Annotated in this window: 18 protein-coding genes; 9 read left to right on the forward strand and 9 right to left on the reverse strand. The window is 61.4% G+C overall.

Annotation, left to right across the window (positions count from 1 at the left end):
• Positions 1-28: 28 nt before the first annotated feature.
• Complete coding sequence (locus BGC09_RS13250; protein WP_084658741.1) at positions 29-709, forward strand: alpha/beta hydrolase; 681 nt, start codon at positions 29-31, stop codon at positions 707-709.
• Between the two features lie 424 nt (positions 710-1133).
• Positions 1134-1811, forward strand: coding sequence for a tryptophan-rich sensory protein (locus tag BGC09_RS13255; protein WP_084658745.1), 678 nt, complete (start codon positions 1134-1136; stop codon positions 1809-1811).
• Positions 1812-1945: 134 nt separating this feature from the next.
• Here BGC09_RS13255 and BGC09_RS13260 read toward each other — a convergent pair whose 3' ends face one another.
• Complete coding sequence (locus tag BGC09_RS13260; protein ID WP_069804466.1) at positions 1946-3670, reverse strand: peptide ABC transporter substrate-binding protein; 1725 nt, start codon at positions 3668-3670, stop codon at positions 1946-1948.
• A 394-nt stretch (positions 3671-4064) separates the two neighbouring features.
• Here BGC09_RS13260 and BGC09_RS13265 point away from each other — a divergent pair, with 394 nt between their 5' ends.
• The gene (locus BGC09_RS13265; RefSeq protein WP_245688589.1) at positions 4065-4760 is read left to right on the forward strand and encodes a cysteine hydrolase family protein; all 696 of its coding nucleotides are present in this window, start codon (positions 4065-4067) and stop codon (positions 4758-4760) included.
• A gap of 71 nt (positions 4761-4831) precedes the next feature.
• Here the strand turns inward: BGC09_RS13265 and BGC09_RS13270 are convergent, their stop codons facing one another.
• From BGC09_RS13270 to BGC09_RS13280, 3 genes are all read right to left on the reverse strand, one after another.
• A complete protein-coding gene (locus BGC09_RS13270; RefSeq protein WP_069804467.1) occupies positions 4832-6169 on the reverse strand; it encodes a glycoside hydrolase family 3 protein in 1338 nt (445 codons plus the stop codon).
• Between the two features lie 326 nt (positions 6170-6495).
• A complete protein-coding gene (locus BGC09_RS13275) occupies positions 6496-8229 on the reverse strand; it encodes an AMP-binding protein (protein WP_069804468.1) in 1734 nt (577 codons plus the stop codon).
• A 264-nt stretch (positions 8230-8493) separates the two neighbouring features.
• Positions 8494-8961, reverse strand: coding sequence for a hotdog fold thioesterase (locus tag BGC09_RS13280; protein WP_069804469.1), 468 nt, complete (start codon positions 8959-8961; stop codon positions 8494-8496).
• 218 nt (positions 8962-9179) lie between these two features.
• Here BGC09_RS13280 and BGC09_RS13285 point away from each other — a divergent pair, with 218 nt between their 5' ends.
• The 6 genes from BGC09_RS13285 (at position 9180) to BGC09_RS13310 (ending at position 20472) form a co-directional block, all read left to right on the forward strand.
• Positions 9180-9629: an FAS1-like dehydratase domain-containing protein gene (locus BGC09_RS13285; protein ID WP_069804470.1), complete on the forward strand. Its 450-nt coding sequence runs from the start codon at positions 9180-9182 to the stop codon at positions 9627-9629.
• A 39-nt stretch (positions 9630-9668) separates the two neighbouring features.
• Positions 9669-10124, forward strand: coding sequence for a MaoC/PaaZ C-terminal domain-containing protein (locus tag BGC09_RS13290; RefSeq protein WP_069804471.1), 456 nt, complete (start codon positions 9669-9671; stop codon positions 10122-10124).
• Between the two features lie 186 nt (positions 10125-10310).
• On the forward strand, positions 10311-11138 hold the full coding sequence (locus tag BGC09_RS13295) for an SDR family NAD(P)-dependent oxidoreductase (RefSeq protein WP_069804472.1): 828 nt from the start codon (positions 10311-10313) through the stop codon (positions 11136-11138).
• A 1345-nt stretch (positions 11139-12483) separates the two neighbouring features.
• Complete coding sequence (gene pheS, locus BGC09_RS13300; RefSeq protein ID WP_069804473.1) at positions 12484-13530, forward strand: phenylalanine--tRNA ligase subunit alpha; 1047 nt, start codon at positions 12484-12486, stop codon at positions 13528-13530.
• A gap of 168 nt (positions 13531-13698) precedes the next feature.
• A complete protein-coding gene (gene pheT, locus BGC09_RS13305; RefSeq protein ID WP_069804474.1) occupies positions 13699-16278 on the forward strand; it encodes a phenylalanine--tRNA ligase subunit beta in 2580 nt (859 codons plus the stop codon).
• Between the two features lie 705 nt (positions 16279-16983).
• Complete coding sequence (locus BGC09_RS13310; protein WP_176728923.1) at positions 16984-20472, forward strand: BACON domain-containing protein; 3489 nt, start codon at positions 16984-16986, stop codon at positions 20470-20472.
• Between the two features lie 46 nt (positions 20473-20518).
• Here the strand turns inward: BGC09_RS13310 and dtd are convergent, their stop codons facing one another.
• The 5 genes from dtd to BGC09_RS13335 all read right to left on the reverse strand — a co-directional run bounded on the left by dtd (position 20519) and on the right by BGC09_RS13335 (position 25157).
• Positions 20519-20974, reverse strand: coding sequence for a D-aminoacyl-tRNA deacylase (dtd, locus tag BGC09_RS13315; protein ID WP_069804476.1), 456 nt, complete (start codon positions 20972-20974; stop codon positions 20519-20521).
• A 70-nt stretch (positions 20975-21044) separates the two neighbouring features.
• Positions 21045-21794 carry a 3-keto-alpha-glucoside-1,2-lyase-like domain-containing protein gene (locus BGC09_RS13320; RefSeq protein ID WP_069804477.1) on the reverse strand — a complete coding sequence of 250 codons (750 nt, stop codon included), beginning with the start codon at positions 21792-21794 and terminating at the stop codon, positions 21045-21047.
• Between the two features lie 595 nt (positions 21795-22389).
• A complete protein-coding gene (gene acpS, locus BGC09_RS13325; RefSeq protein ID WP_218104046.1) occupies positions 22390-23022 on the reverse strand; it encodes a holo-ACP synthase in 633 nt (210 codons plus the stop codon).
• Positions 23009-24433, reverse strand: coding sequence for a UDP-glucose dehydrogenase family protein (locus tag BGC09_RS13330; RefSeq protein WP_084658756.1), 1425 nt, complete (start codon positions 24431-24433; stop codon positions 23009-23011). The genes acpS and BGC09_RS13330 overlap by 14 nt, the downstream gene beginning before the upstream one ends.
• Positions 24434-24503: 70 nt before the next feature.
• Positions 24504-25157: an MBL fold metallo-hydrolase gene (locus tag BGC09_RS13335; RefSeq protein WP_069804478.1), complete on the reverse strand. Its 654-nt coding sequence runs from the start codon at positions 25155-25157 to the stop codon at positions 24504-24506.
• Between the last annotated feature and the right edge of the window lie 114 nt (positions 25158-25271).

Consider the following 25271-nt stretch of genomic DNA (forward strand, 5'->3'; position numbering starts at 1 on the left):
TCGTGCTATACTATGAGAGTGACGACTCTTGCTATGGGTAGCTCTTTATTTTCAGACTAGAAAGGCGGGGGATGTTATCGCACAGATCTTACATGTTGACATACCGTCACCGCTGGGCCGCCTTGAGGGCATTCTGAAGCCCGAGGAAGCGGGTGTCAAACCGCACTACGTCTCCCTGGTCTGTCATCCGCATCCGCTCTATGGGGGGACGATGGACAACAAAGTTGTCTTCAAGGTGGCCCAGATTCTTCAGGCTTTGCAGATCCCGGCGCTGCGCTTCAACTTTCGAGGGGTAGGGAGAAGTTCGGGTAGCTATGATGAGGGGAGGGGGGAAATGGATGATGTGCGCTATGCGCTGGACTTCCTCAGCCATCGCTATCCGGGCCTCCCGGTCATTCTCGCGGGTTTCTCCTTTGGCGCCTATGTGGGCCTACGGGTAGGGGCCGCCGATGGCAGAGTGCAGGCGCTCATCGGCCTGGGTGTGCCTGCACGCAGCTTCGATGGCGACACCCTGCAGGGCTGCACCAAGCCCAAGCTGATTATCCACGGGACTCGGGACGAAGTTGCGCCTTATGCTCTGACCGCGCGCTGGTTCGAGCAGTTACCGGCTCCCAAGACGATGATGGCGGTCGAGGGAGCGGACCACTTCTTCCAGGGACGGCTGGACGAAGTGCAGACGATTATTGCCAGCTTCGTTCAGACATTGTGACAGCCAGGTGACAACCTGCTTGCCAGCCTGTCTGCCATTTCCGGCCCACCGCAGGCCAGCCTCCCCTCCATCTGCTCCTTGCTTGCCTCCACTTGCCAGGCTGGCGGGAAGCAGCGCCGGCCCGGTCTGGCAGTGGTTTCGTTGGCGCTGTTGGCGCCTGTGAGCGGGCAAGCGTTTCAAACGTTTGCTGCTTTTCTCTCTTGCTCTGTTTTCTCCGCTGCAGCTTGCCTGTCCGATTGTTTGGCTTATCCGGTTCCTCGCAGCACGAGCGGGGGCGACGCCTTCCTGAGTGATAGCACGCTTGTTGAGAGAGGTACAATAGCAGGCAGAGAAGAGCATTAGATCGCTAGCTGTTTGCCATTGTGGGCAGAGGCGGGTGTGCAAAGGAGCAGACCCTCCCCTGTCTGGGAAGGAGGAGACCACTATGGCGCTCACGCTCAAGCGAGCCGTGAACAGGCCGAAGAGAGGGGGGAGTTGGGAGAGCCGGGCGAGAGAACTATTGGCGCGGGAAGCAGGCCGGCCCTGGCGCTGGTATCATGGATTGCTCTTCTATCTGCTCGTGCAAGGGCTGACCTTCGCTCTGAGCGGCCTCGTCAATCGCTGGCAGGGGAGGAGGATCAGCAGCCCGGGGCAGCTTCTCGGAGATGTAGCCTATTTCAAAGCACTGAGACAATCGATCTTTGCGCCGCCGGCCTGGGTCTTTGGGCCAGCCTGGACGATCAACAACCTGGCAGCTATCTGGGGGCTGCTGCGAGTTCTCAACAAGCCGGCCAGCAGCGAGGGGCGGACAGCCTACCTGGTTCTGCAGGCCGCCTCATGGCTCGATTATATCATCTTCAGCGCCGCCTATTTCGGCCTGCGCTCACCATTGAACGCGCTCTTGCTGACGCTGTTCATGCTGGGTCTGACGGGAGCGAGCGTGCTTGTGGCCTTGCTTCGTCTGCGTGATACGCTGGTTGCGCTCTCGCTGGCCACCCTCTTCCTCTGGCTATTGGTAGCCTCCACGGCGGCGATCTTTCAGGCGCTGTGGAACCGCGACGCCTTCTACGGGGTGGGGCCGTTTGCCGAGCCGATGCCGCGCCTCCTGAAACAGACAAAGTAAAGCAATTGAAAAAGCCGGTCTGCGCAGCCGCTGAGTGGCGGTCGATCGAGACCGCCGCGGCTGGCAGCCGGCTTTTTCTTCACCAGCGTGTGTCTGACTGAGCCTCCTCCGGGGGCTTCTGTCCTGCGCTCAGGCTAGGAATGCTGAGCGATGTAGACGTCAGCCCACAGCTCAGGCGGGAAGAGACCCTGAGCGTTGAACTTCATGCCGATCACATACGGCTTGAGCAGGCGCACACCGATGCGCTGATCAAGCGAGAGCCAGGCAACGTCGTTGACCAGTTGCTGCTCTGCCTGGTTGTAGGCCTGGTAGCGGGCCGAGCCGTTGTCCATAGCGTCAGCCGCCTCCAGATTCTTCTGAACCTGCTGCTGCTGAGCGGCATCGGTGGAATTGTTCTGGCCGTAGTTGACCTGGTTGTTGGGAGAACCCTTATCGAACTGGAGCGTCAGCCAGTCCTGGGGATCGGGATAGTCGGCGATCCAGGCGATCGACCAGAAGCCGATGCCCTTGGGGTTCCCCGGAAGCGCGTTCAAGTCCTCCAGCAGCTTATTGAAGTCGGTGGCCACGGGCTTCACGGTGATCCCGAGCACGCTCTGCCACTGGCTGGTCAGCGTCGTGATCTCGTTGGTCACGTCCTGAGAGCCGGTGGGGTAGTAGAGCTGCAGCGGGGGCAGCTGGGATGGGCTGGAGAGGCCCATCTCCTTGAGGGCCTGCTGCAGGAGCTGATTGGCTTTGTCCTTGTCGCCCGCGGTTGAGGTGACGCCCGCCGGGCCAGTCAGGCTGGCGTTATAGCCCGGCATCCCCTGCGGCACGATATGATATGTCGGCTTGCGGGTGTTCTTCCAGATGGCCGACATGATCTGGTCGCGGTTGATGGCCAGCGAGAGCGCCTGGCGGAAGTGGACGTTATCATAGGGCTTGACCAGGTAGTTCATGCCCAGGTAGTCGATCGAGAGCTGTGGCGTCTCGCTGTACTCACCGGTCCTGGCGCGCGCCTGCTGGATGTTGGTGATGGGGATCGGCGTGATATCGACCTTGCCGGTCTGGTAGACCTGGTAAGCCGTCTTCACGTCCTGATAGAAGGGCATGATGATCTGCTGCAGCTGCGGCTTGGGCCCATAGTAGTTGGGGTTGGGCACAAAGACGATCTGCTTATTGTGCTGGTAGGACTGCACCTTGAAGGGGCCAGTACCGCCGCCCTCGTCAAGATGGTCGGTCCAGCTCTTGCCGTACTTCTCAACGATGCTCTTCTCCACCACATAGGAAGTGGGGTAAGCCAGCGCGTCCAGGAAGTAAGCGGCTTTCTTGCTGAGCGTGATGCTGATCGTCTGTGGATCGGGCGTTTTCAGGCTGTCGTTAATGATGGTCTTGATCTTGCCGGTGCCCAGCAGATCGGAGTCCTTGATCAAGTTCAAATAGCTGCCAGCGACTGGCGACTTCGTGGCCGGCTGCAAGGCGCGGTCAATGCTGTAGGCCACGTCTGCTGAGGTAACTGCTGTGCCATCGCTGAACTTGACGTTCGACTTCAGATGGAAAGTATAGGTGAGGCCGTCGGAAGAGATGTCCCACGATGAGGCAATCTCCGGCTGCACGTTGAGGTTCTCGTCCAGCGTCACCAATCCGGTGAAGACCAGGTTAATAGCGGTCGACGAGGGAAGATCGGTCACCAGTGCCGGATCGAAGGTCTCGATATCCTGGACACCGGCGTTGGTAAAGATAAACTTTTGCTGGCTGGCTGGCGCCTTGGTCGTGGTGGTGGTGCCGCTCTGTCCGCCGCCACCGCAGGCGACCACAAAGAGGGTAAGCACCCCCAGAAGCAGCAAGCGAAAAACGCCTGTGGTTACCTTCTGCTTCCTCATAGGTTTGATACTCCTTCCCGCACCATTCGGATATGTCATTCCCACAGTTCGCTGTCTGATGGCTGAAGGAGAAGCGTCCTCGGTGGATATTTGATCAGTGACACGTGCTGGTGACGAAACACCAGGGGTTGCAACGAGCAAGGCAGAGAACCCTGGCACCAGCAGCACCCCATTCCGGGTGCGGTTCTCTCCTCATTGACCCCTTGAGTACTACGTCACCAGGGGAAAAAATCTCACAATGTGTTATGGCTCTGGTTTGGTTTTCCCTGGGAAGAAAGTGCCAGGACAAGTGATCGCTAACCTGTTCTCTCCTTCACTTTCTGCGACTCCTGCGGCTTGATAGTGATACAATGATCACAACATGCTGTTTGGTAGGAGCCAAGAGTTGGCCCTGGTGAGCTTTATGGATCATTACACCGTGCCTGATTTTACTGCTGTTGCTCTCATTGTAATTGATATGCAAAGAGACTTTCTCGATGGCCTGCCGGCGGGAGTGGCAGGAACTGTAGCAGTTGTGCCGCGCATTGTGCGTCTGCTGCAGGCTTTTCGGGCGGCAGAGTGCCCAATTGTCCATATCGTGCGTATCTATCTGGCAGATGGCTCGAATGTCGATCTCTGCCACCGGGCGGCGGTGGAGCGTGGAGCCGGCTGGACCCTGGCCGGTTCCCCAGGTTGTGAGATCGTGCCAGAACTGCTGCCTGATCGCTTCTCGCGTCTGGAGGTGGAGCGCCTGCTGGCCGGCCAGGTTCAGTATCTCTGGCCGCGCGAGGTGGTCATCTACCAGCCGCGCTGGGGAGCCTTCTATCGCACTCCACTGGAGGACTATCTGCGTCGGGCCCATGTTTCGACGCTGGCGATCTGCGGCTGCAATTTCCCCTATGCTCTACGTGCAACTCTCTACGAGGCGAGCGAGCGCGATTTCCGCCTGGTCTTAGTAGAAGATGCGGTCTCCGGTTTGTATGAGCAGGGCAAGCAGGAGCTGCAGACCATCGGGGTCTCAATCATGAGGAGTGCTGAGGTCGTGGCTGAGCTGCAGCGCCTCAAGGCTGACGCGAGGGAGGTGGCCGGAGACAAGCCTGGAGGGGAATGACAAGGGATGGGGAAAGGCCAGTGGTTCTGGCGGCGCTACCTGGCTGTCTGCCTGTCTATCGGGAGTGTTAGTCAGAGGGCTTCCTGCCAGGACGAGCGGCGCAGGTCGGCCTCGGCTATGCTCTGGGGATGGGGAGCGTGAGCTGTCGGGACCTGGTCATTGCCAGGAGTGGCCAGCAGCTGCAGAGCACGTGCCTGGCTGAGGATGCCGTAGCGTAGCTTGAGGGCCAGAATGCGCTCGACGGCGGCGTTGATCTGGCTTTCCTGCAGCTCTCCTTTGAGGACAGTCTCTTTCAGCGCAGCCAGCATGTTGCGCGTCTCGCTTAGACCGCGCGGACCGAGCAGGAGGTCCTCTCCGGCCTTGATGGCCAGGACGGCTGCCTGGGCCAGGGGGTAGGTGTTGCTGATGCCGCCCATCCAGAGGGTGTCGCTGATGGTCACGCCCTCGAAATGGAGACGATTGCGCAGGAGGTCGGTGACCACGGCTGGGGAGAGCGAGGTAGGCAGACGCGGGTCGAGCTGGGGGTTGAGGATATGGGTGGTCATGACCATCGGGACAATCCCTTCGTTGACGAGGGTGCGATAGGGGACAAGGTCGATGCTGGCTAGCTGAGCCAGGCTGCGGTTATCGTTGGGCAGCGCGCGGTGAGGGTCGACGCTGGCCGCACCAAGGCCCGGGAAGTGCTTGAGGCAGCCGATGACCCCGCCGTCGGTCAGACCTTGAAGGTAGGCGCGCCCCATGTTGGTGACCAGCGTCGGGTCGGAGCCGAAGGTCCGCTGGGGAAGACCGGGGTTGTTCGCATTGGTGAGAACGTCGACGATGGGCATGAAGTTGACATTGAGACCAAGAGCCTTGAGGGTCTGGGCAGCGGCCAGCCCTTGGCTGTAGGCATATTGGGTGCTGCCACTGGCACCGATAGCGGCCTCAGAAGGGCGCTCGCCAGTAATCCGGCGCAGTTCGTTGACGTAGCCACCCTCAAAGTCGGTGCTGATGAAGAGAGGGATATGGGCGTGAGCTTGCAGGGTGGTGTTGAGAGCTGTGAGCTGGTCCCTGCTTTCGACGTTGCCGTTGTTGTTCTCGATGAGAACGCCTGAGACCTGGCTGGTCTCGATCATCTGCTGCAGGTCGGGGTTGTAGCTGGCCCCGGAGAACTCAACAATGACCATCTGGCCAAGCTTTTGCTCAAGGGTCAGATTGCGTACGATGCCACGAGCAAGCTCATCGAGCGTCGGAGTGGCCGCGGATGGGACCACGGTGGGCACGGTCGGACTGGCTCGGACTGTTGCCGACCCTCTCGTGGAGGGGAGGAGCTGCCCGCTACCAGGCGAGCTGGTGACGGTGCTGCAGGCGTTGCTGCTGAGCAAGAAGAAAAGCAGTATAAGCAGGAAATAGCGTTTGCTGATGTGCATCTGACCTGGCCTTTGGGAGCGAGGCGAGCCGACGACCCGCCCTGAATTCTCTTCTGGCTCTGGGAACGAGCGAGGGCCAGACGAGCATAGAGACCGGTACTTTTTTCCCGTTTGTCGGAGCAGCCTCGCGAGGGGAGGCTCCTCGCCTCGGTCGAAGCGGGAGGCCAGATCGCGCTTGTGGTCTGGACCAGGGACAGGGCCGGGCCGGCCCAGCCCGCGAGATGAGAAGAGCGTTCCCAGGGGCGGCAGCCTCTGCAGACTGCCGTACTGAGAACGCGCTCCTCTCCGCCGGCTCCTGTTCAATTGTCCCGGCGTAGCCGTAGTGGCTATGGCCTGGCTTCCTGCAGTCCCAGCTCTTTGACGGCCTGCTCGCGGAGCAAGAACTTCTGAACCTTGCCGCTGGCCGTCATAGGGAAATTGTTGGTGAACAGAAAATAGCGTGGTATCTTCTGGTGACTGATCTGGCCCTGGCAGAAAGCGCGCAGCTCCTCGGCGCTGAGCTGGGCGCCCTCGCGCGGGCGAATCACGGCGGCGATCTCCTCGCCGAAAAAGGGGTCCGGCACGCCGATCACCTGGGCTTCGGCCACGCCTGGATACTGCAGCAGGAAATCCTCAATTTCCGCCGGATAGATGTTCTCCCCGCCGCGAATGATCATCTCCTTCAAGCGGCCCACGATGCGCACATAGCCCTGTTCATCCATCGTCGCCAGATCGCCGGTATGGAGCCAGCCGTCACTATCGATGGCCTCTGCAGTCTTCTCCGGCATCTTGTAGTAGCCCTTCATCACCAGGTAGCCGCGACAGCAGAGTTCTCCGGCTGTCCCGCAGGGAACCACTGCGCCGCTCGCCGGGTCCACGATTTTGACATCCGTGTAGGGCAACGGTACCCCGACCGTACTGGCCTTCAGCTCAAAGCTATCGTCCGGCAGGGTCTGCGTGATCACCGGAGAGGATTCCGTCAGTCCATAGACGATGGTGATGTCGGCCCCGATCTGCTCCTTGACCTGCTGCATGAGCGTGAGCGGTACCGGCGCCCCTCCGGAGGTCACAGCCCGCAGTGTCGAAAGATCATAGCGGTCAAAATCGGGGTGCTGGAGGAGGGCCAGCAGCATGGTCGGCACGGCTCCGAGCAGCGTGCAGCGCTCGCGGCTGACAATCTGCAGGGTCTTGAGGGGATCGAAGGCCAGCATTGGTACCAGCGTCGTGCCCATGTAGAGGCAGCCCAGCACCGCCAGGACGCAGCCAGCGGTGTGGAAAAAAGGCATCGGGTTGCACACGCGGTCGGCGGGAGTACCATTGGAGCGGCGTACGAAGAGCATGGCGTTGTTGAGGACATTGCGATGCGTCAGCATGGCCCCTTTAGGGAAGCCGGTCGTGCCAGAGGTATACTGGATCTGGACGACATCGTCGGGGGAGAGGCTGCGCTGGCGCTCACGTAGAGCCTCTAGAGGAATCGCTGTTCCTGCGGCCACCAGCTCGCGAAAGAGGGCGGGCCGCCAGTCGCGCTGCTGAGCCAGAGCTTCGGGCAGAGGACCGATCAGACAAACGTAGCGTAGACAGGGCAAAGTCTCGCTGCGCACAACACCAGGGGGACCGGCGGGAGTCGCCAGCCGACGCACCGTCTCCAGACAGTCGTGGTCACGGATGCGCGCCATGAAGAAGAGGGCGGCGACATCGCCCTGCCGAAGCACGTACTCCAGCTCACGCGCGCGCAGGACGGGATTGACGGTCACAAGCACCAGCCCGGCCTTGGCCGCCGCCATCTCTAGCAGCAGCCACTCGGGGAGATTCGCAGCCCAGACGGCGATGTGCTCGCCTTTGTGCAGGCCCAGAGCCAGAAGACCGCGCGCCACCGCCTCGGCGTGCTCGCGCAGGTCACGATAGGTCCAGCGCAGATCGAGTGCTCCACCATACTCGGGATAGCCGCTATAGACGACGGCCTCGCTTGAGGGCAACTCTTCAGCACGATGATCCAGCAGGTCGCCAATGGTCATATTCAGAAGGGGAATTTCGGCAGGCTCGCCCTGCCAGTGGGAGAGACCAGCGGTGGTCAGGCCCATAGCGTCTGCTCCTGGGGGACACTAGCAGGAACAGGATGAGGTGGCGAGAGACGTGAGGGGGACTGCTCTGCTCGTCTGATAGCCTGTCCACCTTCACGCCTGCCCGCTCTCCTGTTCCCGCAGCCGATGCAAGCAAGCCTTCCTGCCTATCAGTACCTGTGAAGTGGAGCCAGATGGCCCGCTATGCTGAACAAGGAACGTCAGCGTTCTTACTGGTAGGTAGGGTACCTGCTGGAGCAGAGGCTGTCAAGACCTGTAGATGAATCACTCGGACACCTGGGATGAAGACATGAGTGGGTTGATGGCCTCGGGCGGACGCGGTACCACGGCGAGGGTACAGCGCGAGATACAAACCAGCTTCTCCTGTTCGTCCTGAATGCGGATCTCCCAGACCTGGGTGCTGCGTCCGCGGTGGATGGGGGTGGCGATGGCGGTGAGACGGCCCTCGCGCTTGGGACGCAGGTGGTTGGCGTTGATTTCCAGTCCCAGGGCCATCTGCTCCTCCATGTTGATATTGAGGGCTGTGCCGATGGAGGCCGCCGTTTCGGCCAGCAGCACCGAGATGCCGCCGTGCAAATAGCCGGCCTGCTGCTTATGGCGCGGCCCAATCGGCATGCTCAAGACCACGCGCTCCTTGTCGGCACTGACCAGCGAGATATCCAGGGCTTCCCACAGGGTGCCAGCCCGCGTGCCATTGAGGCGCTCAACGATTTCCTGGCTCGACAGTTCCATCTATGGCTTTCCTCTGTACGTTCGTTGTTTTTGCAGCTCTGGTGCGGGTACAATTACAATACCCTGTACAGCAGGCGCATGCGGACGCCTGGTCTGAACCGTCGCCCCCTCCCAAGGCGGGCGATGGGCCGCCAGGCCGCAGCTCGGTTGCCGTCGTTTCGTCCATCATTATATACTATTTCTGGCTACTTGCCGTACTGCCGAAAAAGAGGTGTCTGATGTTCGACCAGAGCAAGATCGGGCAGAGTTTTCCCCCATTCACCTATCAGGTGGAGCGCTCTAAGATTCACGAGCTGAATCTGGCGATCGGCGATGAAAACCCGCTCTATCATAGCAAAGAAGCGGCGCAAGCGGCGGGCTACCCCGATGTTCCGGCCTCGCCGACGACGCCGACGACCTTCCAGTTCTGGGGCAACACTGACTTTGTCAAGCACCTGGTGGCGATCGGCGTCAATGTAATGCGTATCATCCACGGTGAAGAGGAATACGAGTATCTGGCGCCGGTCTATGCTGGGGATGTCTTGACCGGTGTGACCACTCTTGTGGATGGCAAGTCACGTCAGAGCAAGGATGGCTCGTCGATGGATATTCTGACGCTGGAGACTCGCTATACCAATCAGAGCGGGCAGGAAGTCCTGAAGGCGCGTCAGGTGCTGATCGTTCGCTAGCGCGACGAGAGTCGAGAGAGCGACCAAAGGAGTTCATTGATGACAACGGAAGCCAAACTTCCTACGAAGCGCTATTTCGAAGACGTCCAGGTCGGCGATGAGATTCCCCGGCTGGTGAAGGCGCCTGTGACCCATCTGCAGCTTGTGCGCTATGCTGGCGCCTCGGGAGATTTCAATCCCCTTCATACCGATCCCAAGATCGGGGAGATGCTTGGCATTGGCGGCATTATTGCGCATGGCATGCTGATCATGGGTTTTCTCGGGCAGCTGCTCAGCGACTATGTGGGGCCGACGGCTCTGCGCAAGTTCGGCGTGCGCTTCAAGAGTATGACCCGTCTTGACGACGTGATTACCTGCAGCGGAACGATCACCGAGAAATACGAGGCAGACGGCGAGGCGCGCATTGCTGGCAAGGTCCAGGCGGTGGATCAGAACGGCGATGTCAAGGCAAGCGGGACCTTCGTAGCGGCCCTGCCCAAGCGCGGCGGCGAGTAGGCAGGCGGAGTGGACTCGCCCCGCTCTTTATCTGCAGCGTTCGATCTGTTCCTCTCCGCAGAGGAGCGCAGCGGAGAGCAGAAATGAGCAATGAAGGCGAGCAGCGGCGCTCGCTTGGTGGCAGGCGGGCCGCTGCCCAGTCGTCTATCTATCCTGATCTGAGTGAAGAAAGGAAGAGTCAAGGCAATGGGTTTGCTTGACGGTAAAATCGCCATTATCACCGGCTCTGGACGCGGCATCGGAGCGGCTGCTGCGAAGCTGTTCGCGGCGGAGGGGGCCGCTGTTGTGGTGAGCGATCTTGATCAGGGTCCCGCTGACGAGACGGTAGCAGCTATTCGCAATGCCGGTGGCAAGGCTATCGCTGTAGCTGGCGACGTGACTGATCCAGCCTTCCCGGCTCAGCTGATCAAAACCACCCTCGACACCTTTGGCGGCCTCGACATTATCGTCAATAATGCCGGCTACACCTGGGATGGCGTCATTCACAAGATGACCGATAAGCAGTGGTACGCCATGCTTGAGGTGCACAATACGGCTCCCTTCCGCATCCTGCGGGAGGCTGCCCATTTTATTCGGGAAGCGGCCAAGCGTGAGCAGGAGGCCAATGGGCGCGCCAATCCGCGTAAGGTGGTCAATGTCTGCTCGGTCTCGGGGCTGCATGGCAACGCAGGCCAGGTGAATTATGCGACGGCGAAGGCGGGCATCGTCGGCCTGACGAAGACGCTGGCGAAGGAGTGGGGGCGCTACAATGTACAGGTGAATTGCGCCTGCTTCGGTTTCATTGAGACGCGGCTGACGGCGCCCAAGGAGGGCGGTGAGAAGATTGCGCGCGAGGGTGAGGAGGTTGAGCTGGGTATTCCCGGTCAGATGCGTCAGATGGCTACGATGCTGATTCCGCTGGGGCGCCCGGGAACGCCCGAGGAGGCTGCGGGAGCCTTGCTCTTCCTGGCCTCTCCGCTCTCAAACTATGTCTCTGGTCACGTCCTGGAGGTCACTGGCGGCAGCTCGCTATAGGCGACGACTCTCCCGCAGTGAGCGAGCGCCCCGATCGGCTTGCCTGTCTGGCGGCGTCGTGAGGCATGAAGCGGCGGCCTGGCTCAGTCGCCGGCCACACACACAGCCCACATAGCCCACACAGCTACGCAGGCTGACCTGGACCCGCCGATCCGCTGGCGTCCCTGGCCATCGGCGGGTTTTCTTTTGAGGTTGAGGTTGCTGCCCCCATGCGTGATCTGGTCTGGGTAACCAGCCTATGGGCTGGGGAGACTGCCAGTATCGGGCGAGCCGGGAATGAGGCCAGGCTACCTGCTAGACTTTCGATGCCAGATCTGGCATACTATAGCTTGAGCGCTTACAGGCAGAAGAACTGCAAGGGAAGACTCACTCTGGTCGCCAGATGCGATGCGAGCGCGCTTGGCGAGGAAACCAGGCCAGGTGGACCTTGCCTTCAGTTCAGAAAGAATGTGCCAGCCTGCACAAGGGCGAAGAGATCAGAGAGAAAGGCGTTGAAAGGGAGAGTACGCGCACACCGGGAGGTAGGGTCAGCGCTCCACCGGGGCAAACAAGCGGTGGAGATGAGGCAGAGAGAAAGGGCCAGTGGCTGCGAGCCTTTTCGCCGATCCGCTGCGCGGAAGTTCACCCTGGAGCTGGCTGCTGAAGGGGGCTGACGCTCTTACAACAGAAGAGCGCGGCTGAAGTCCGGCCCCGGTAGGCAGTCCCGGCTCGTCCCCGTTAACGGACGAACCGAGTGGGATTGCTGGACGCTCCGCTCCTGCCTGGCGGGCAAAGGCCACACTCGCGCCTGCCGCCGGACGTCGGTGGGTGGACAGACGAACGGACGGGCAAGCGAGCGAGCGAGCGAGCGAGATGAGGCAATCCAAAACGGGTGGTACCGCGGAGTCATGCAGCACGACGGGCTTGTTCCTCTCAGCTGTGGCTGCCATGCCGCTCTGTGAGAACAGAGCGCCAGCAGAAAAACACTGCAGCACAGCGGGAGATGAGGACATGATCCTGTTGTGGTAGACCAGCACGACTGGCAAGACCGGCAAGCTTCGTCCCAGTTGACGAGTGTGCCGGTTTTTTTGATTCGGCCAGCTGGCTGGACCCTGGCCAGCAACGACTCAGGACAGCCTGTCTACTTGCTTGCTTGTCTGATTAATTGTTCGTTCGCTTGCCCGCTGGCCTGCACTGGCGTCGCTCTCCGGCCTTGCCAGCAAGCAAACAAGCAAGTCTGTCTGCCTGCCTGTCTGGGATGCTGGGGACGGCCCGTCTCCTGGCCTCTCGCAAGAGAGGGCGCTGGGGTTCCTCTTGCGGACCTTGTGCAGGCTGCACTGTGCTGCTGAGAGAAGGATGGATGGCTATGATTGAACAGCTTGATGCATTGTTGGCTCAGCTCGATGCTTTACAGGAGCGAGCGCTCCGCGAGCTTGAGGCGATTAACAGCTCGGCAGAGCTGGAAGACTGGGATGTTCGCTATCTGGGACGTCATCGCGGCGAGCTGAAAAATTTCTCGACCCTCATTCCGAAGCTGGGCAAGGCGGAGCGCCCGATCATTGGCCAGAAGATTAATGCGGTCAAGGAGAAGCTCGAAAGCGCGCTGGAGGCCCGCCGTCAGGAGCTGCGCGACCGGGAGCTGCGTGAGGCCCTGGAGCGCGAGCGCCTCGATGTAACCCTGCCAGGCCGGGCGGTGCCGGCGGGCCACATGCATCCCATTTCGCGCACGATTCTGGAGGTGGCACGCATCTTCACTCGCATGGGCTTCCAGGTCGTGCAGGGACCCGAGATCGAAACGGACTATTATAACTTCCAGGCTCTCAATATCCCGGCGGACCATCCGGCCCGCGATATGCAAGATACCTTTTGGATTGTGCCCGGCGAGATCCTGCTGCGTACTCAGACCTCGCCGATGCAGATCCGTGTCATGCAGGCGACACGCCCGCCTGTGCGGGTCATCGTGCCCGGCAAGGTCTTCCGCCACGAAGCCATTGACGCCTCCCACGAAGCGATGTTTCACCAGATCGAGGGCCTGCTCGTCGATGAGCAGTGTACGATGGCCAACCTCAAAGGGAGCCTGGCCCGCTTCGCTCGTGAAATGTTCGGTGAAGATCGCCGCGTCCGCTTCCGCGGCAGCTACTTCCCATTCACGGAACCCAGCGCGGAGGTTGATATCGACTGCATTCTGTGCAAGGGCAGCGGGTGCCGCCTCTGTAAATACACTGGCTGGCTAGAGATCCTCGGCTCCGGTATGGTGCATCCGCGCGTCTTGCGCGAAGTTGGCTATGATCCACGCAAATATCGCGGCTATGCCTTCGGTATGGGTGTTGAGCGCATCGCCATGCTCAAGTACGCCATCGGCGAAATCCGCCTCTTCTCGGGGAATGACTTGCGCTTCCTGCGTCAGTTCTAGCGAAAAGAACTGGCGCGAAAGATCACATAATCACACAAAAAAGTGGAATATAGCGATTAGAGTAGCAGCCAATTCTATAGGCAAGAGGAGCGAGAGGTCAGTAGGCAGGCAGACAGGTAGGCATACAGACAGGCAGGAAGGAAGGAAATCAGTGAGGAGTTACCAGCGATGAGAGTGCCACTGAGCTGGTTAAAAGAGTACGTTGAGATTACCCAGTCGCCGGAAGAGCTGGCCCACACCTTGACAATGGCGGGGCTTGAGGTAGAGACGCTGGACTACATTGGGGCTGACTGGGGGGACCGCGTTATCACTGCACAAATTACGCATCTGGAGAAGGTGCCTGGCTCTGATCACCTGAGCTACACGCGCATCGACACCGGGAGCGGAGAGATCGGTGTCATCTGCGGCGCTCCCAACATCAAAGAAGGGGACAAGGTGCCGCTGGCCCTGCCGGGGGCGCGCCTCGGCGACCTTACCATTGGGGTAGCGCGCAAGATGGGCTATGTCTCAGAGGGCATGCTGTGCTCGCCGCGCGAGCTGGGTCTGGGCAGCGACCACTCGGGGATCTTCATTCTCGACCCGGAGACGCCCCTGGGGGTCAGGCTTGCTGACCTGCTCTCCGATGTAGTGCTGGAATTTGCCATCAAAGCCCATCGGGGCGACCTCTCTTCGATCATCGGCATTGCGCGTGAAGTAGCGGCCCTGACCCGCAAGCCTCTGCACCTGCCGGAGCCGCGCTTCAGCGAGCAGGGGCAGCCTGCGGCGGAGCTGGTCGAAGTGACGGTCGAGGATACGGAGCTGTGCCCACGCTATAGTGCGCGGGTCATCAGTGGCGTCAACATTGGTCCCTCACCCGGCTGGATGGCGCGGCGGCTGCTGATGGCGGGCATGCGTCCGATCAATCTCATTGTTGACATCACCAACTATGTCATGCTGGAGGTAGGCCAGCCGCTGCATGCCTTCGACTACGACCTGGTGCGCGAGCGGCATATTATTGTCCGCCGGGCCCGTGATGGCGAAGAGATCACCACGCTCGACGGCGTCCAGCGGCGCCTGAGAGGCGATATGCTGCTCATCACCGATCCCCAGGGGCCGACGGCCATTGCTGGCGTCATGGGTTCGGCCATCAGCGAAGTGAACGAAGGGACCACCCGCATTCTTCTGGAATCGGCGAACTTCAAGCCGGCCAGCATCCGACGGACGGCAGTGGCGCTGGGCCTGCGCACGGAGTCCTCCAGCCGCTTTGAGAAGGGTCTTGATCCAGAGCTGACCATCTTCGGGGCCAACCGCGCGGTTCAGCTCATGGTCGAGCTGGCGGGGGGCCAGGTGCATCCGGGCATCGTTGATGTCTATCCCCGGCCTGTGGAGCCGCGCACTATTCTCTTCTCGCCTTCCGAGGTCGACTGGCTGACGGGCCTCAAGGTCACCTCGCGCCAGGTCCATGACGCCCTCAGCGCTCTCGAGTTCAAAGTCGAAGAGGTCTCTGCCGCTGCTGACGCTGCTGGTGGTGAGCAGCTCCTGCGCGTCACCGTGCCGACCTTCCGCGGTGACATCGGGGAAGGGGCCGATCTGGTCGAGGAGGTCCTGCGCATGATCGGCTACGATCAGTTGCCGGCCATCGTGCCCGAGGGGCCGCTGCCGGAGCCACAAGGCGACCACTGGTTTGAGCGCGAATACGAGGTCCGTGAGATCCTCATCGGCCTTGGACTCCATGAGATCCTGACCTATGCGATGACCAGCCGCCAGCGCATGCTCAACCTGCTCGCCGAGGTCAACGCCCGCACAGCCCAGGTCTTGCTGCAGAAGCCGGCGGATGACGGTCGGACTGGCTGGATTATTGCCGGCCCGGAAGCGAGTGCCAGCTCTGGCAACGGTGCCCCGGCAGACAGCAAAGAGCCTTTCGAGGCCCGTGCGCTGCCAGCGGTGACCATTACCAACCCGCTCAGCAATGAGCTGGAATGCATGCGTCTGACACTGCTGAGCGGGCTGATGGAGACTCTGCAGGAGAACAGCAAGCGCAATCGGGCGGGCTTGCGCCTCTTCGAGATTGGGCGGCGTTATCTGCCCCGGGGAGCGGGCGAGTTGCCCGAAGAGCGGCACTGTGTGGGCATTGCTCTCTCTGGGCCAGCGGCCATTTCCTGGGTACCGGAGCTGGCGCGCCCGGCAGACTTCTACGATCTGAAGGGCCTGGTTGAAACGCTGCTGGAGCGTCTGCACATCAAGCGCTATCGTTTCTCTGCTGCCCAGCATCCGACCTTTCACCCCGGACGCTGCGCCCTGCTGGAGGTGGAGCGACCAGGCACGGATGGCGGCGAGCGTTTCACCCCGGTTGGTTTCCTGGGCGAGGTGCATCCGCTGGTGCAGCAGCGCTACGATCTCCCTCACCGCACCTATCTGGGCGAGCTGGACCTGGAGACCCTCTATGCCGCGGTCCCTGAACGCCTCAACTATGCCTCCATTTCGCGTCACCAGGAGCTGACACGCGACCTGGCGGTGGTAGTTGATCAGCAGGTACCGGCCCGCGCAGTGCAGGAAGCCATCGAACGCCACGGCGGCGAGCTGCTGCGTACGGTGGCGCTCATTGATGTCTATACGGGGGCGCCGATCCCTCCGGGCAAGAAGAGTCTCACCTATACCTTGCTCTATCAGGCTCAGGATCGTACCCTCACCGATGCCGAGGCCAATGCCCTCCAAGAGCGCATTGTGGCCGCCCTGCACGAAGAGTTTGGGGCTGCCCTGCGGAGCTAGCGAGGATGAGGAAGGCACGGCAGCCAGCCGCTACAGGGTAGAAGGTTGCCCTGCCGACCGGGGTTAAAAAAAGCGCACGCTTTCTGCTTCACCAGCGAGGAGGCGGGTGAGCAGCCATCGCTCTGAAGGATGATGCGCTGGCTCTTGCCCGCCTTGTGCTTTCTGGTACCGATCGCTTCCCTCTGGCAATCCTTCTATAAAGGTGATATAGTAGAGAAACGTGGCTGATCATTTTTCCGGCTGCACCTGACTCACTGAAAGGGGCTTGCCGGCATCATCAGGTAAAGAACTGCTGCCTCCGCTCGCTCTGAAACGCTGACCGCCGCTTGGATCGTCGTGCCTGGTCAGCGCAGTGATGAGCGAGCGGACCAGATGCCAGCGGAATGGGTGAGGTCGAGCGGGGCGATAGTCTGGAACGTGGGGCAAGCGAGTGGAGGAAAGGGTAGCGACCGAGCTGGGGGCTGAGGCTCACCAGGCGTTTTCCTGGATGAGGAGAGGGGGGAGGAGGGGGGAGCGAGGCGAGGGCTGAGGCTCAGCGGCTGACGTGGCGGAGAGCTGATCGTACGCTAAGGGGTGTGGGAAGGAAGGCAGTGACTCTGGCGGGCGGCGCATCCGTGCGTTGAGTACCGGCAAGGCTGGGGAAAACAGAGTACGTCTATGAGTCAGTGTTTGCGTTGCGGCAAGCCATGCGCAGCAGATACGAGCTTGTGTGAAGAATGCCGGGCGCGCCTGCTACAGGCGGGGCAGCCCTCGGACCGGGGCGAAGGGCGTGAGCGGAGCGCTACGTCGGTGACTTCTGCCGCCAGGCGGGATGCGGCTGCCAATGGAGAAGAGGCGGATACAGAGCCTCCGCATCGGGAACGCCGAACTGATCCCGAGGCGCAAGTACCCACTCAGCAAGGGCCTGTGACCCCACCGCCGGAGGTTCCGCCCGATTTCTTGCTCTCCCAGCTAAGGCAGCCAGCCAGCAATGGGGAGGTTGGGAGCGATCCGGCTCTGGAGATGAGCGAGGCGGCAGAGTTTATCAGCGAGAGTGACCCTGGTGCGCTGAGACTGCCTCGTCCTTCGCGTCTGACCCCACTGGTTGAGCCTGATCTCTCTTCCCTGGATATCCAGCGTCAGAATACCCCGCTGGTAGCGCCTCCGTCGGGCCACGGTCAGATCTCGTCTGCTGCTGGAGGGGGTTCGGCGGCCCGCAATGAGCCTGATGCCTTGGATGATCTGCAGCAGCGTCTGCCCGATCTCTGGCCCTGGATTCAGGATGCCGATGAGGATGAGGGAGATGCTATCTGGCTGCAGCGCACTGATCCTCTCCTCTCTCGCCGCCTTCCCACCAGCGCCGAGGCTGCTGCCCTCGAGGCCGAAGATATCAGACGAGCGCAAGCGTCGGCCTTTGCGACCAGCCCTTTGCCTGTCCGGCCTGGGAGCCGGCCACAAGGTCAACTGCTCTCCTGGCTGGCGCTCTATCCCAGGCGTCTGCGGCTGCTCTTTCTCGCCTTGTTGATGGTGGCCCTGGTAGCGTTACTGGGCGACAGCCTCCTGGTGCTTCTGGTGCTCACACATCATCAGCCGTCAGCCACCACGGCTGCTGGCCCTCCGCGCCTGACACTGACGCCGAACGTAGTCGAGGTTGGTCAGCGTGTCAAGCTAGCCCTGGAGAGCTTCTCTCCTTCGACCCAGGTGCTGCTCAGCCATGATCTACAGGAGCCGGTGCCAGTAGGTCGCAATGGCTCCTCGCTCGTGCAGGTCAGCGCTGCCGGCAACCTGGTGCTCACCGTCCAGATTGACCCCAGCTGGGGCCCGGGCCTGCATTTGGTCGAAGCTGAAGACGTGACGACGCGCTATACAGCCAGCGCCACGCTCCAGGTGGCGGGCCAGGGTCTGACACGCCCCCCTCAGCTGGTCATCGATAGCGCCGGCCCCCTGCTCATGGGTGAGGATTACCAGGGGGCCAATACTATCATGCCCTTGACGCTGCGGAATGCGGGCGGCGGCATCATCAATTGGCAGGGCAGTAGCAATCAGCCCTGGTTGCTTCTCACGCCCTCGCAGGGCCTCTTTAGCGGTAGCCAGACGATCTGGGTGGCCGTCCAGCGAGCCCATCTGAAACCGGGCGAGTATCGTGGCCTTTTGACCTTTACCTCCGATGTAGGGGGCCAGCAAAGCGTCCAGGTCAAGATGGTTGTGCGCGCGCTGCCGGCGAATCCCGGGCCTGTTTTGCAGGTAACGCCGGCGGCCCTCTCCTTTATCGCCACCGATGGAGGGGCAACGCCAGCGCCCCAGACCCTGACGATCAGTAACCCTGGCAACAAGCCCCTGGCCTGGCAGCTTAGTAGCAGTACCTCGCTGACGGCACCGGACCAGACGCCCTATGCTCATGCTCTGGGACCCCTGGCCGACTGGCTCTCGATCAACCAGCGCAGCGGCACGGTCGTCCCCGGAGCGACCCAGAGCGTGACGGTGGCTGTCCAGAGTCGCAGCCTGTTGCCGGGCGTCTATACCGCGCTGCTGAACTTTGCATCGTCGCAGAGCATCCTCGACACCCCGCAGAGCGTGGTTGTCTCACTGACTGTGCTCCCGCGTTGTGGGATCATGGTCAACGCCTCCAGCCTGAGCTTTATGACAGTGGCTGGACGCAGTAATCCGCCAAACCAGGCCATCACCCTCAGCGAGCGCGCCGGCTGTCTGGACGATCTGAGCTGGCAGGCCAGTAGCGATGCCTCATGGGTCAGCGTGACGCCGAGCAGCGGCGAGCTACATGGATCGGGCAGCAGCGTCATCGCCATTGGGGTCAACGCTCTAGGTCTGCGCCCCGGTCGCTACACCAGCCTGATCACCTTTACTGCCGGGCACGGATCGCAGACCCTGCCCGTGCTCCTGGTCGTGCAGCCGGCGCCTTCGCCTCAGCAGCCGGTGATGGGCATCACGCCGCTCAGCCTCAACTTCAGCGCCATCCAGGGGCAGAGCACGCCACCGCAGACGGTCGTGATCACCAATACCGGAGGCAGTACCCTCTACTGGCAGGTGCAGGCCACAGCTCTCACTGGTGACTGGCTCACGATGAGCCCGACAAGCGGCAGCCTTGCCCCCGGCGGCAGTAGCCAGATCCTGGTGGAGGTCAAAACCAGCGGCCTGACGGCAGGCACCTACAGCGGCCAGATTCTCCTCTTGGGGCGGGGGAGCGATGGCGCAGGGGCTGCTGGTACGCCGCAGACGCTGCAGATTACCCTCCAGGTCCTGCCACCTTGTACCCTGGGCCAGCCGTCGATGCACTCCGTGGCTTTCAGCACCATCGCTGGTGGAGGCAATCCGGGCCCCCAGACGGTGACTCTGGAGGTCTCGGGAACCTGCAGTTGGCCCCTGAGCTGGAACACCAGTCTGACTACGTCCGCTTCCTGGCTCAGCCTGAGCGACTCCAGCACCAGCCTGGTCAACGGCCAGACGGCCAGTATCAGTCTGGCTGTCAGCAGCGTGGGTCTGGCTGTCGGCAGCTATAGCACCCAGGTCATCGTCAAGGTGCTTGACAGCACTGGGACCCCTATTGCGGGCAGCCCGCAGCGCTTCAATGTCACGCTGACCGTGCTGCCCCCCTGCGTCTTCCAGGTGGGCACCTCCAGTCTCTTCTTCAGTGCCGTGCAGGGTCAGGGACCGCCACCCGCTCAAGCCATTACCTTCAGCAGTAGCGGCACCTGTCGCTATCCCATCGCAGTCTCCGCCTCGCCAGGCTCGGGTAACACCTGGCTGACCGTCAACAGCGGCAGCGATAACGGCAGCGGTGGCAGCCTGCAGGTCGCGATCAATCCGGCAGGTCTGACTCCTGGGGTCTACAATGGCCAGATTACTATCACAGCCAGCAGCAGCGGCGGTATTCAGAATAACGTGCAGGTCGTGCCCGTGCGACTTACCGTTACCGGCTACACCATCACTGGCAACGTCCAGGCTTGCGCCGATAGCAGCTGTAGCAGCGCCGTGCCGCTGGCGGGGGCCAGTGTCACGCTCTATGCTGGCACAACACAGCTCGCCAGCACGACCTGCGATAGCATGGGCAACTACCGCTTTGACAACGTGCCGCTGGGCAGCTATACCCTGGCGGCCAGCGGCAGCGATAGCCAGGGTAAACAGTACAGCGGCTCAGCGGCAGTGAACGTTTCTGACAATCAGACCGTTATTATCAACGCCTTACCAAGCAGCTGAGCACGCAGATGCCATCTGGCCTGGTCTGGCCTCAGCTGCTGCCGGGCTAGCGGCGTGGCAGATCGGCGCTGTCCAGCCAGATCGTAACGGGGCCATCGTTAACCAGCTCGACCAGCATGTGGGCGCCAAAGATCCCGCTGCCAACGCGCAGGCCATAGCTGCGAACCAGGTCCTCAAAGGAGCGGATCAGCGGCTCGGCCTGGGCCGGTGGGGCCGCCTCTGTAAAGCTCGGGCGCCGTCCTTTGCGGGCGTCCGCGTAGAGTGTAAACTGGGAGACAACCAGCATCTCCCCGCCGTGGTCCAGCAACGAGCGGTTCATCTTGCCGGCCTCATCCTCGAAGATTCGCAAGTGAACAATTTTCTCGGCCAGGATCTTAGCTTCGGCCTCGCCATCGCCCTGGGCCACTCCCAGCAAGACCAGCAGGCCAGGCCCAATTTCCGCTACCACTTCATTTGCTACCCGGACCCGGGCGTAGCTGACACGTTGCAGCAATGCTCTCATAAGCCTCCTGAATTTCCTGCTCGTCTATCTTTCTCATCTTCTTCGCCTTTTCTCAAGGGATGTCTCGGACTTAAGGCAACTGGGAGGGGGCAGGATAGACCGCCACGCTGGTGATGGCTGCCGTGGCTGCGGGTGACGAGGTGCCGTTGCTCACAAAGAGCGCGATCATCCCGTTGGAATAGGAGCTATCGGTCACGCTTGCGATCAAGTGGCCGTTCACCCCCAGGACAATCTGATTGCCCTTGATGATGACCGTCACCTCGTTCTGTTGCCCCAATGGCTTAATGGCCCTATGCGAAGCGATCCCCGACAGAATGCGCACCTGGGTATTGCCGTCAAGGCCCGTTACCTCCTTGGAAATTGCATACGTGGCGTCGCCGAAGATATCGACGCGGTAATCGTTAGCCAGCTGATCGTCGCCTCGCATGTAAATGCCCATACTGTCGTTGCCATCGCCGCTTTCCAGGGTCATATCTACCGTAATCTGGAAATCGCTGAACGTTTGTCGTATGGGTAGGGGAGCCACCAGAATACGGTGATTGCGATCGGTCATTGTCAGCGCATGGTTAGCGATCGTCTTGCTGAAGCCGGGGCCGCCGGTGGTATCCCAGCCCTTGCTATTGTCGGCAAAATTATCGCTGAAGAGCGGTGCCGCGGCGGGCCGGGCCTGAACCAGCACGTCGGGCGAAGGGCTGGGGCTGGGGCTGGCAGCCACCTGGCTATGGTTGGTGGCAGGCTGGTGGGATAGGCTGAGGAAGAGAATCAGCGCGCTACCGACGAGCGCCAGCGCGAGCAGGCTACCGGTCACCAGCACGAGCATAGGGAGCCGCTGCCCGGACCCGGGCGGGGCGGGCCTCCTCGTCGGCGGAGCTGGAGCAGTCCAGACAGCTGGTGGGGGAGGAGGGTACGAGCCTCCCCTTTCGCTGAGGCCGCTCGAAGGCGTTGGCCAGGAGGGGGGTGAGGGCGGCGACGCTGCTGACCAGGCACTGACGGGCCAGTCGGGCTGCTGACCAGCATGGTCAGCAGGAGGCGGAGCTGGCGAGGCCTCGCCGTCCTCCGGCTTGGGCGGGGCCGGAGAAGCTGCTAATAAAGGGGAAGCAGCTACGTACGTGCCACAGTCGCTGCAGAAAAGCTCGTAAGGCCCGAGGTGCCTGCCGCAGATGAGGCAGAGGCGATCAGGGTTAGCAGTCTCCATGAGGAAAAAGCCTTTCTAGCCCGCCGGGGCTGCAAGCAAGGAGCAAGACAACATCAGGATAGACAGGCAGGCAGACAGGCAGGCAGCACCTTTCTCTACCAGCGCAGCGGATAGTCCTGCCAGCCAGCTCTCTTCCGCTCCCTCCTGAACCGGCTATCTATCTGGCTGACCAACGACCTTGTGGCCGAACGAGAGCGGACTGGCGGGCTGGGCCAGGCCCTCAGCGGTGCTGGTGAGAACCGCCGCCCTGACCGCTCGTTTGGACGGCGACGGCCACAGCGATTGCCAGGCCCTGCAGATCGGCGATACTGACGTCGAGAGCGCTCAGACCCAGCTCCTCAGCTCGCCGGCGCGCGCGACCGTAGAGGCGCACCGAAGGGCGGCCACTGCGCAGCTGGAGAATTTCCATCTCGTGCCAGGCCACGCCGCGCAGACCCGTGCCCAGGGCCTTACTAATGGCCTCCTTGGCGGCAAAGCGACCAGCCAGGCGGGCAGGTTTCGGCTCCGGCAGGGGCAAGGCGCCACTGAGCGCGCGCCGACCACGGCACTGCAACACCTCTGCCTCTGTAAAGACACGCCGTAGGAAGCGTTCGCCGTGCCTGGCGTAGACCTGGGCCACGCGCGCCACCTCAATGATATCGATGCCCACAGCCACATTGACCCCTTGAGTTGGCAGGAAGGGAGCCGGGAGAGCGCCCAGCCCCCCAGGACCAAAGAGCCAGGCGGGCGGCGACCTATCTGGTCGACTCACCAGGGGCATGAACAGCAGCGGCGGAGCCTCCTCCCCACTCCCAGGCGAGTCAAAAGAAGCGGAAGAGAAACCGCTCCCGGCCTCATCGTCAGCGATACTCATCGCCCTCTCCGATCAAGGTCCCTTCGCGGATTGGGGCCGGTGGCGGCGTCGTGCTATCGCTGGCCGGCAAGACCGTTGCCGCTGGCCCTGTGCCCCGTCCGATGCCGCGATAGGTGAAGCCCAGGCTCACCATCTCGCGTGGTTCGTAAATATTGCGCCCATCGATCAGCACAGGACGACGCATCAAATTGCGGATCTGGACCATATCAAGCGACTTAAACTCATTCCAATCGGTAACGATGATAATGGCATCGGCCTGCTCGGCCACCTCATACGCGCTGGAGCAGAAAGTCACCAGATCGAGACGGATGCCTTCACGCTCCATCGCCTGGCGGGCTGTCTCGCGGGCGACCGGGTCATAGGCGCGGACCTGTGCGCCCTGGCCGGTGATCCAGCGAATGATGTCCAGAGAGGGAGCCTCGCGCATATCATCGGTATTGGCCTTGAACGCCAGACCTAGCACACCAATGGTTGCATTGCGCAGCGAGCCAAGGATCGAAAGCAGCTTATCCACCACCAGGCGCCGCTGGTCCTGATTGATCTCCATCACTGCATGCAGCAGCTGCGGATGCAGCCCGGCCTCGTCGGCCATATGGGCCAGGGCGCGCACATCCTTGGGGAAGCAGGAGCCGCCGTAGCCGAGGCCGGCATCGAGGAAAGCGCGTCCGATTCGCTTATCGTAGCCCATACCCACCGCCACCTCTTTCACATCGGCCCCCAGGCGCTCGCAGATCTGGGCAATCTCATTAATGAATGAGATCTTCGTCGCCAGGAAGGCGTTCGAAGCGTACTTGATCATTTCCGCCGTATAGATATCGGTCATGATGATGGGGGCGCGCAGTGGCAGATAGAGAGCAGCCACCCGGTGGGCGGCCTCCATATCGGACGAGCCGAGCACGATACGATCGGGGTTCAGGAAATCCTGGATGGCGGCCCCCTCGCGCAGAAACTCCGGGTTCGAGACCACCGTGAAAGAGACATCCGGGCGCGCCAGATGGGTGCGGATGATGCGCGTCACCACATCGCCGCTGCCGACGGGTACGGTGCTCTTATTAATGATAATAGCGTAGTGATCCAGCTCCTCGGCGATCATGCGCGCCGCCATTTCGACGTAGCGCATATCGGCACTGCCCTGGGTGCTGCCAGTGGGAGTATTGACCGCAATGAAAATAAACTCGCTGTCGGCGAGGCCCTCGCGGTAGCTGGTGGTAAAATGGAGGCGTTCAGCGCGGACATTACGCGCAATCATCTCTGCCAGGCCCGGCTCATAAATCGGAACCTCGCCGCGTTTCAGCCGGGCGATTTTCTCCTCGGCGATATCCACGCAGGTGACATCGTTCCCCATATCGGCGAAACAGGTGCCGGTTACCAGCCCGACATAGCCCGTGCCGATCACACAAATCTTCGACATCGCTCTTTCCTGCTCCTCTACGTCTCTCTTCTTCGTAGTTGTTGCTGGCTGCCTGATTGATTGGCTCTGCTCAGGCCAGGCTCACGAAGGGATTCTCATATTTTTCTTCGCCGATGGTTGTGGGCGCGCCGTGCCCGGGAAAGACAACCAGGTCATCCTCCAAAGTATAGAGCTTCTCACGAATCGAGCGCACCAGCTGCTCATAGTTGCCGCCGGGTAGATCGGTGCGCCCAATGCCGCGCTCAAAGAGCGTGTCGCCGCTGAAGACGCAGTACGGACGGCTCACCAGACAGACGCCGCCGGGTGTATGTCCGGGGGTATGCCGCACCTCCAGTGACAGGGTTCCGAAGGTGATCAGCTGCCCATCCTCAAGCAGGATATCAGGTTTACGGCGCACAAGGGGCGGCTCGCGTCCAGCGCTTTTGGCGGCGTACTCATCGGTATAGTAAGGGAGATCGGCGGAGTGGATGGCCAGCGGCACCGGGTAGACCTCGCTCACGGCGTCGATTGCGCAGATGTGGTCGAAATGACCGTGTGTGTTGATGATATAGCGAGGAACCAGCTCCAGATCTTTAATGCGCTGCAGAATGCGCTCCGGCTCATCGCCGGGATCGATAATGACCGCCTCGCGGGTGTGCGGGCAGGCGTAGAGATAGCAATTCTCCTGGAGGAATCCGACGACGACCGTCGCAACCAGTGGCCTGGCGTCAGCTCGTTCACTCATAACAAGGAGGCTCCCACGTCCAGCAAAGAACTTCGCTTCGTTCCCACTACAATGCGGGCAAAGATTTGCTTTATTATAGCACATCGCCTGACCTGGGGCGGCTGGCGGGCCTGG

This window comes from Thermogemmatispora onikobensis (assembly GCF_001748285.1).
Taxonomy (GTDB): Bacteria; Chloroflexota; Ktedonobacteria; order Ktedonobacterales; family Ktedonobacteraceae; genus Thermogemmatispora; species Thermogemmatispora onikobensis.

What these genes read in the sequence shown, in the direction of transcription:
- BGC09_RS13260 (WP_069804466.1), bottom strand. Translation starts at nt 3,670, where the DNA reads ATGAGGAAGCAGAAGGTAACCACAGGCGTTTTTCGCTTGCTGCTTCTG.
- BGC09_RS13285 (WP_069804470.1), top strand. Translation starts at nt 9,180, where the DNA reads ATGTTCGACCAGAGCAAGATCGGGCAGAGTTTTCCCCCATTCACCTAT.
- dtd (WP_069804476.1), bottom strand. Translation starts at nt 20,974, where the DNA reads ATGAGAGCATTGCTGCAACGTGTCAGCTACGCCCGGGTCCGGGTAGCA.
- BGC09_RS13320 (WP_069804477.1), bottom strand. Translation starts at nt 21,794, where the DNA reads ATGCTCGTGCTGGTGACCGGTAGCCTGCTCGCGCTGGCGCTCGTCGGT.
- pheT (WP_069804474.1), top strand. Translation starts at nt 13,699, where the DNA reads ATGAGAGTGCCACTGAGCTGGTTAAAAGAGTACGTTGAGATTACCCAG.
- BGC09_RS13290 (WP_069804471.1), top strand. Translation starts at nt 9,669, where the DNA reads ATGACAACGGAAGCCAAACTTCCTACGAAGCGCTATTTCGAAGACGTC.
- BGC09_RS13330 (WP_084658756.1), bottom strand. Translation starts at nt 24,433, where the DNA reads ATGTCGAAGATTTGTGTGATCGGCACGGGCTATGTCGGGCTGGTAACC.
- BGC09_RS13275 (WP_069804468.1), bottom strand. Translation starts at nt 8,229, where the DNA reads ATGGGCCTGACCACCGCTGGTCTCTCCCACTGGCAGGGCGAGCCTGCC.
- BGC09_RS13335 (WP_069804478.1), bottom strand. Translation starts at nt 25,157, where the DNA reads ATGAGTGAACGAGCTGACGCCAGGCCACTGGTTGCGACGGTCGTCGTC.
- pheS (WP_069804473.1), top strand. Translation starts at nt 12,484, where the DNA reads ATGATTGAACAGCTTGATGCATTGTTGGCTCAGCTCGATGCTTTACAG.
- BGC09_RS13270 (WP_069804467.1), bottom strand. Translation starts at nt 6,169, where the DNA reads ATGCACATCAGCAAACGCTATTTCCTGCTTATACTGCTTTTCTTCTTG.
- BGC09_RS13295 (WP_069804472.1), top strand. Translation starts at nt 10,311, where the DNA reads ATGGGTTTGCTTGACGGTAAAATCGCCATTATCACCGGCTCTGGACGC.
- BGC09_RS13280 (WP_069804469.1), bottom strand. Translation starts at nt 8,961, where the DNA reads ATGGAACTGTCGAGCCAGGAAATCGTTGAGCGCCTCAATGGCACGCGG.
- acpS (WP_218104046.1), bottom strand. Translation starts at nt 23,022, where the DNA reads ATGAGTATCGCTGACGATGAGGCCGGGAGCGGTTTCTCTTCCGCTTCT.
- BGC09_RS13255 (WP_084658745.1), top strand. Translation starts at nt 1,134, where the DNA reads ATGGCGCTCACGCTCAAGCGAGCCGTGAACAGGCCGAAGAGAGGGGGG.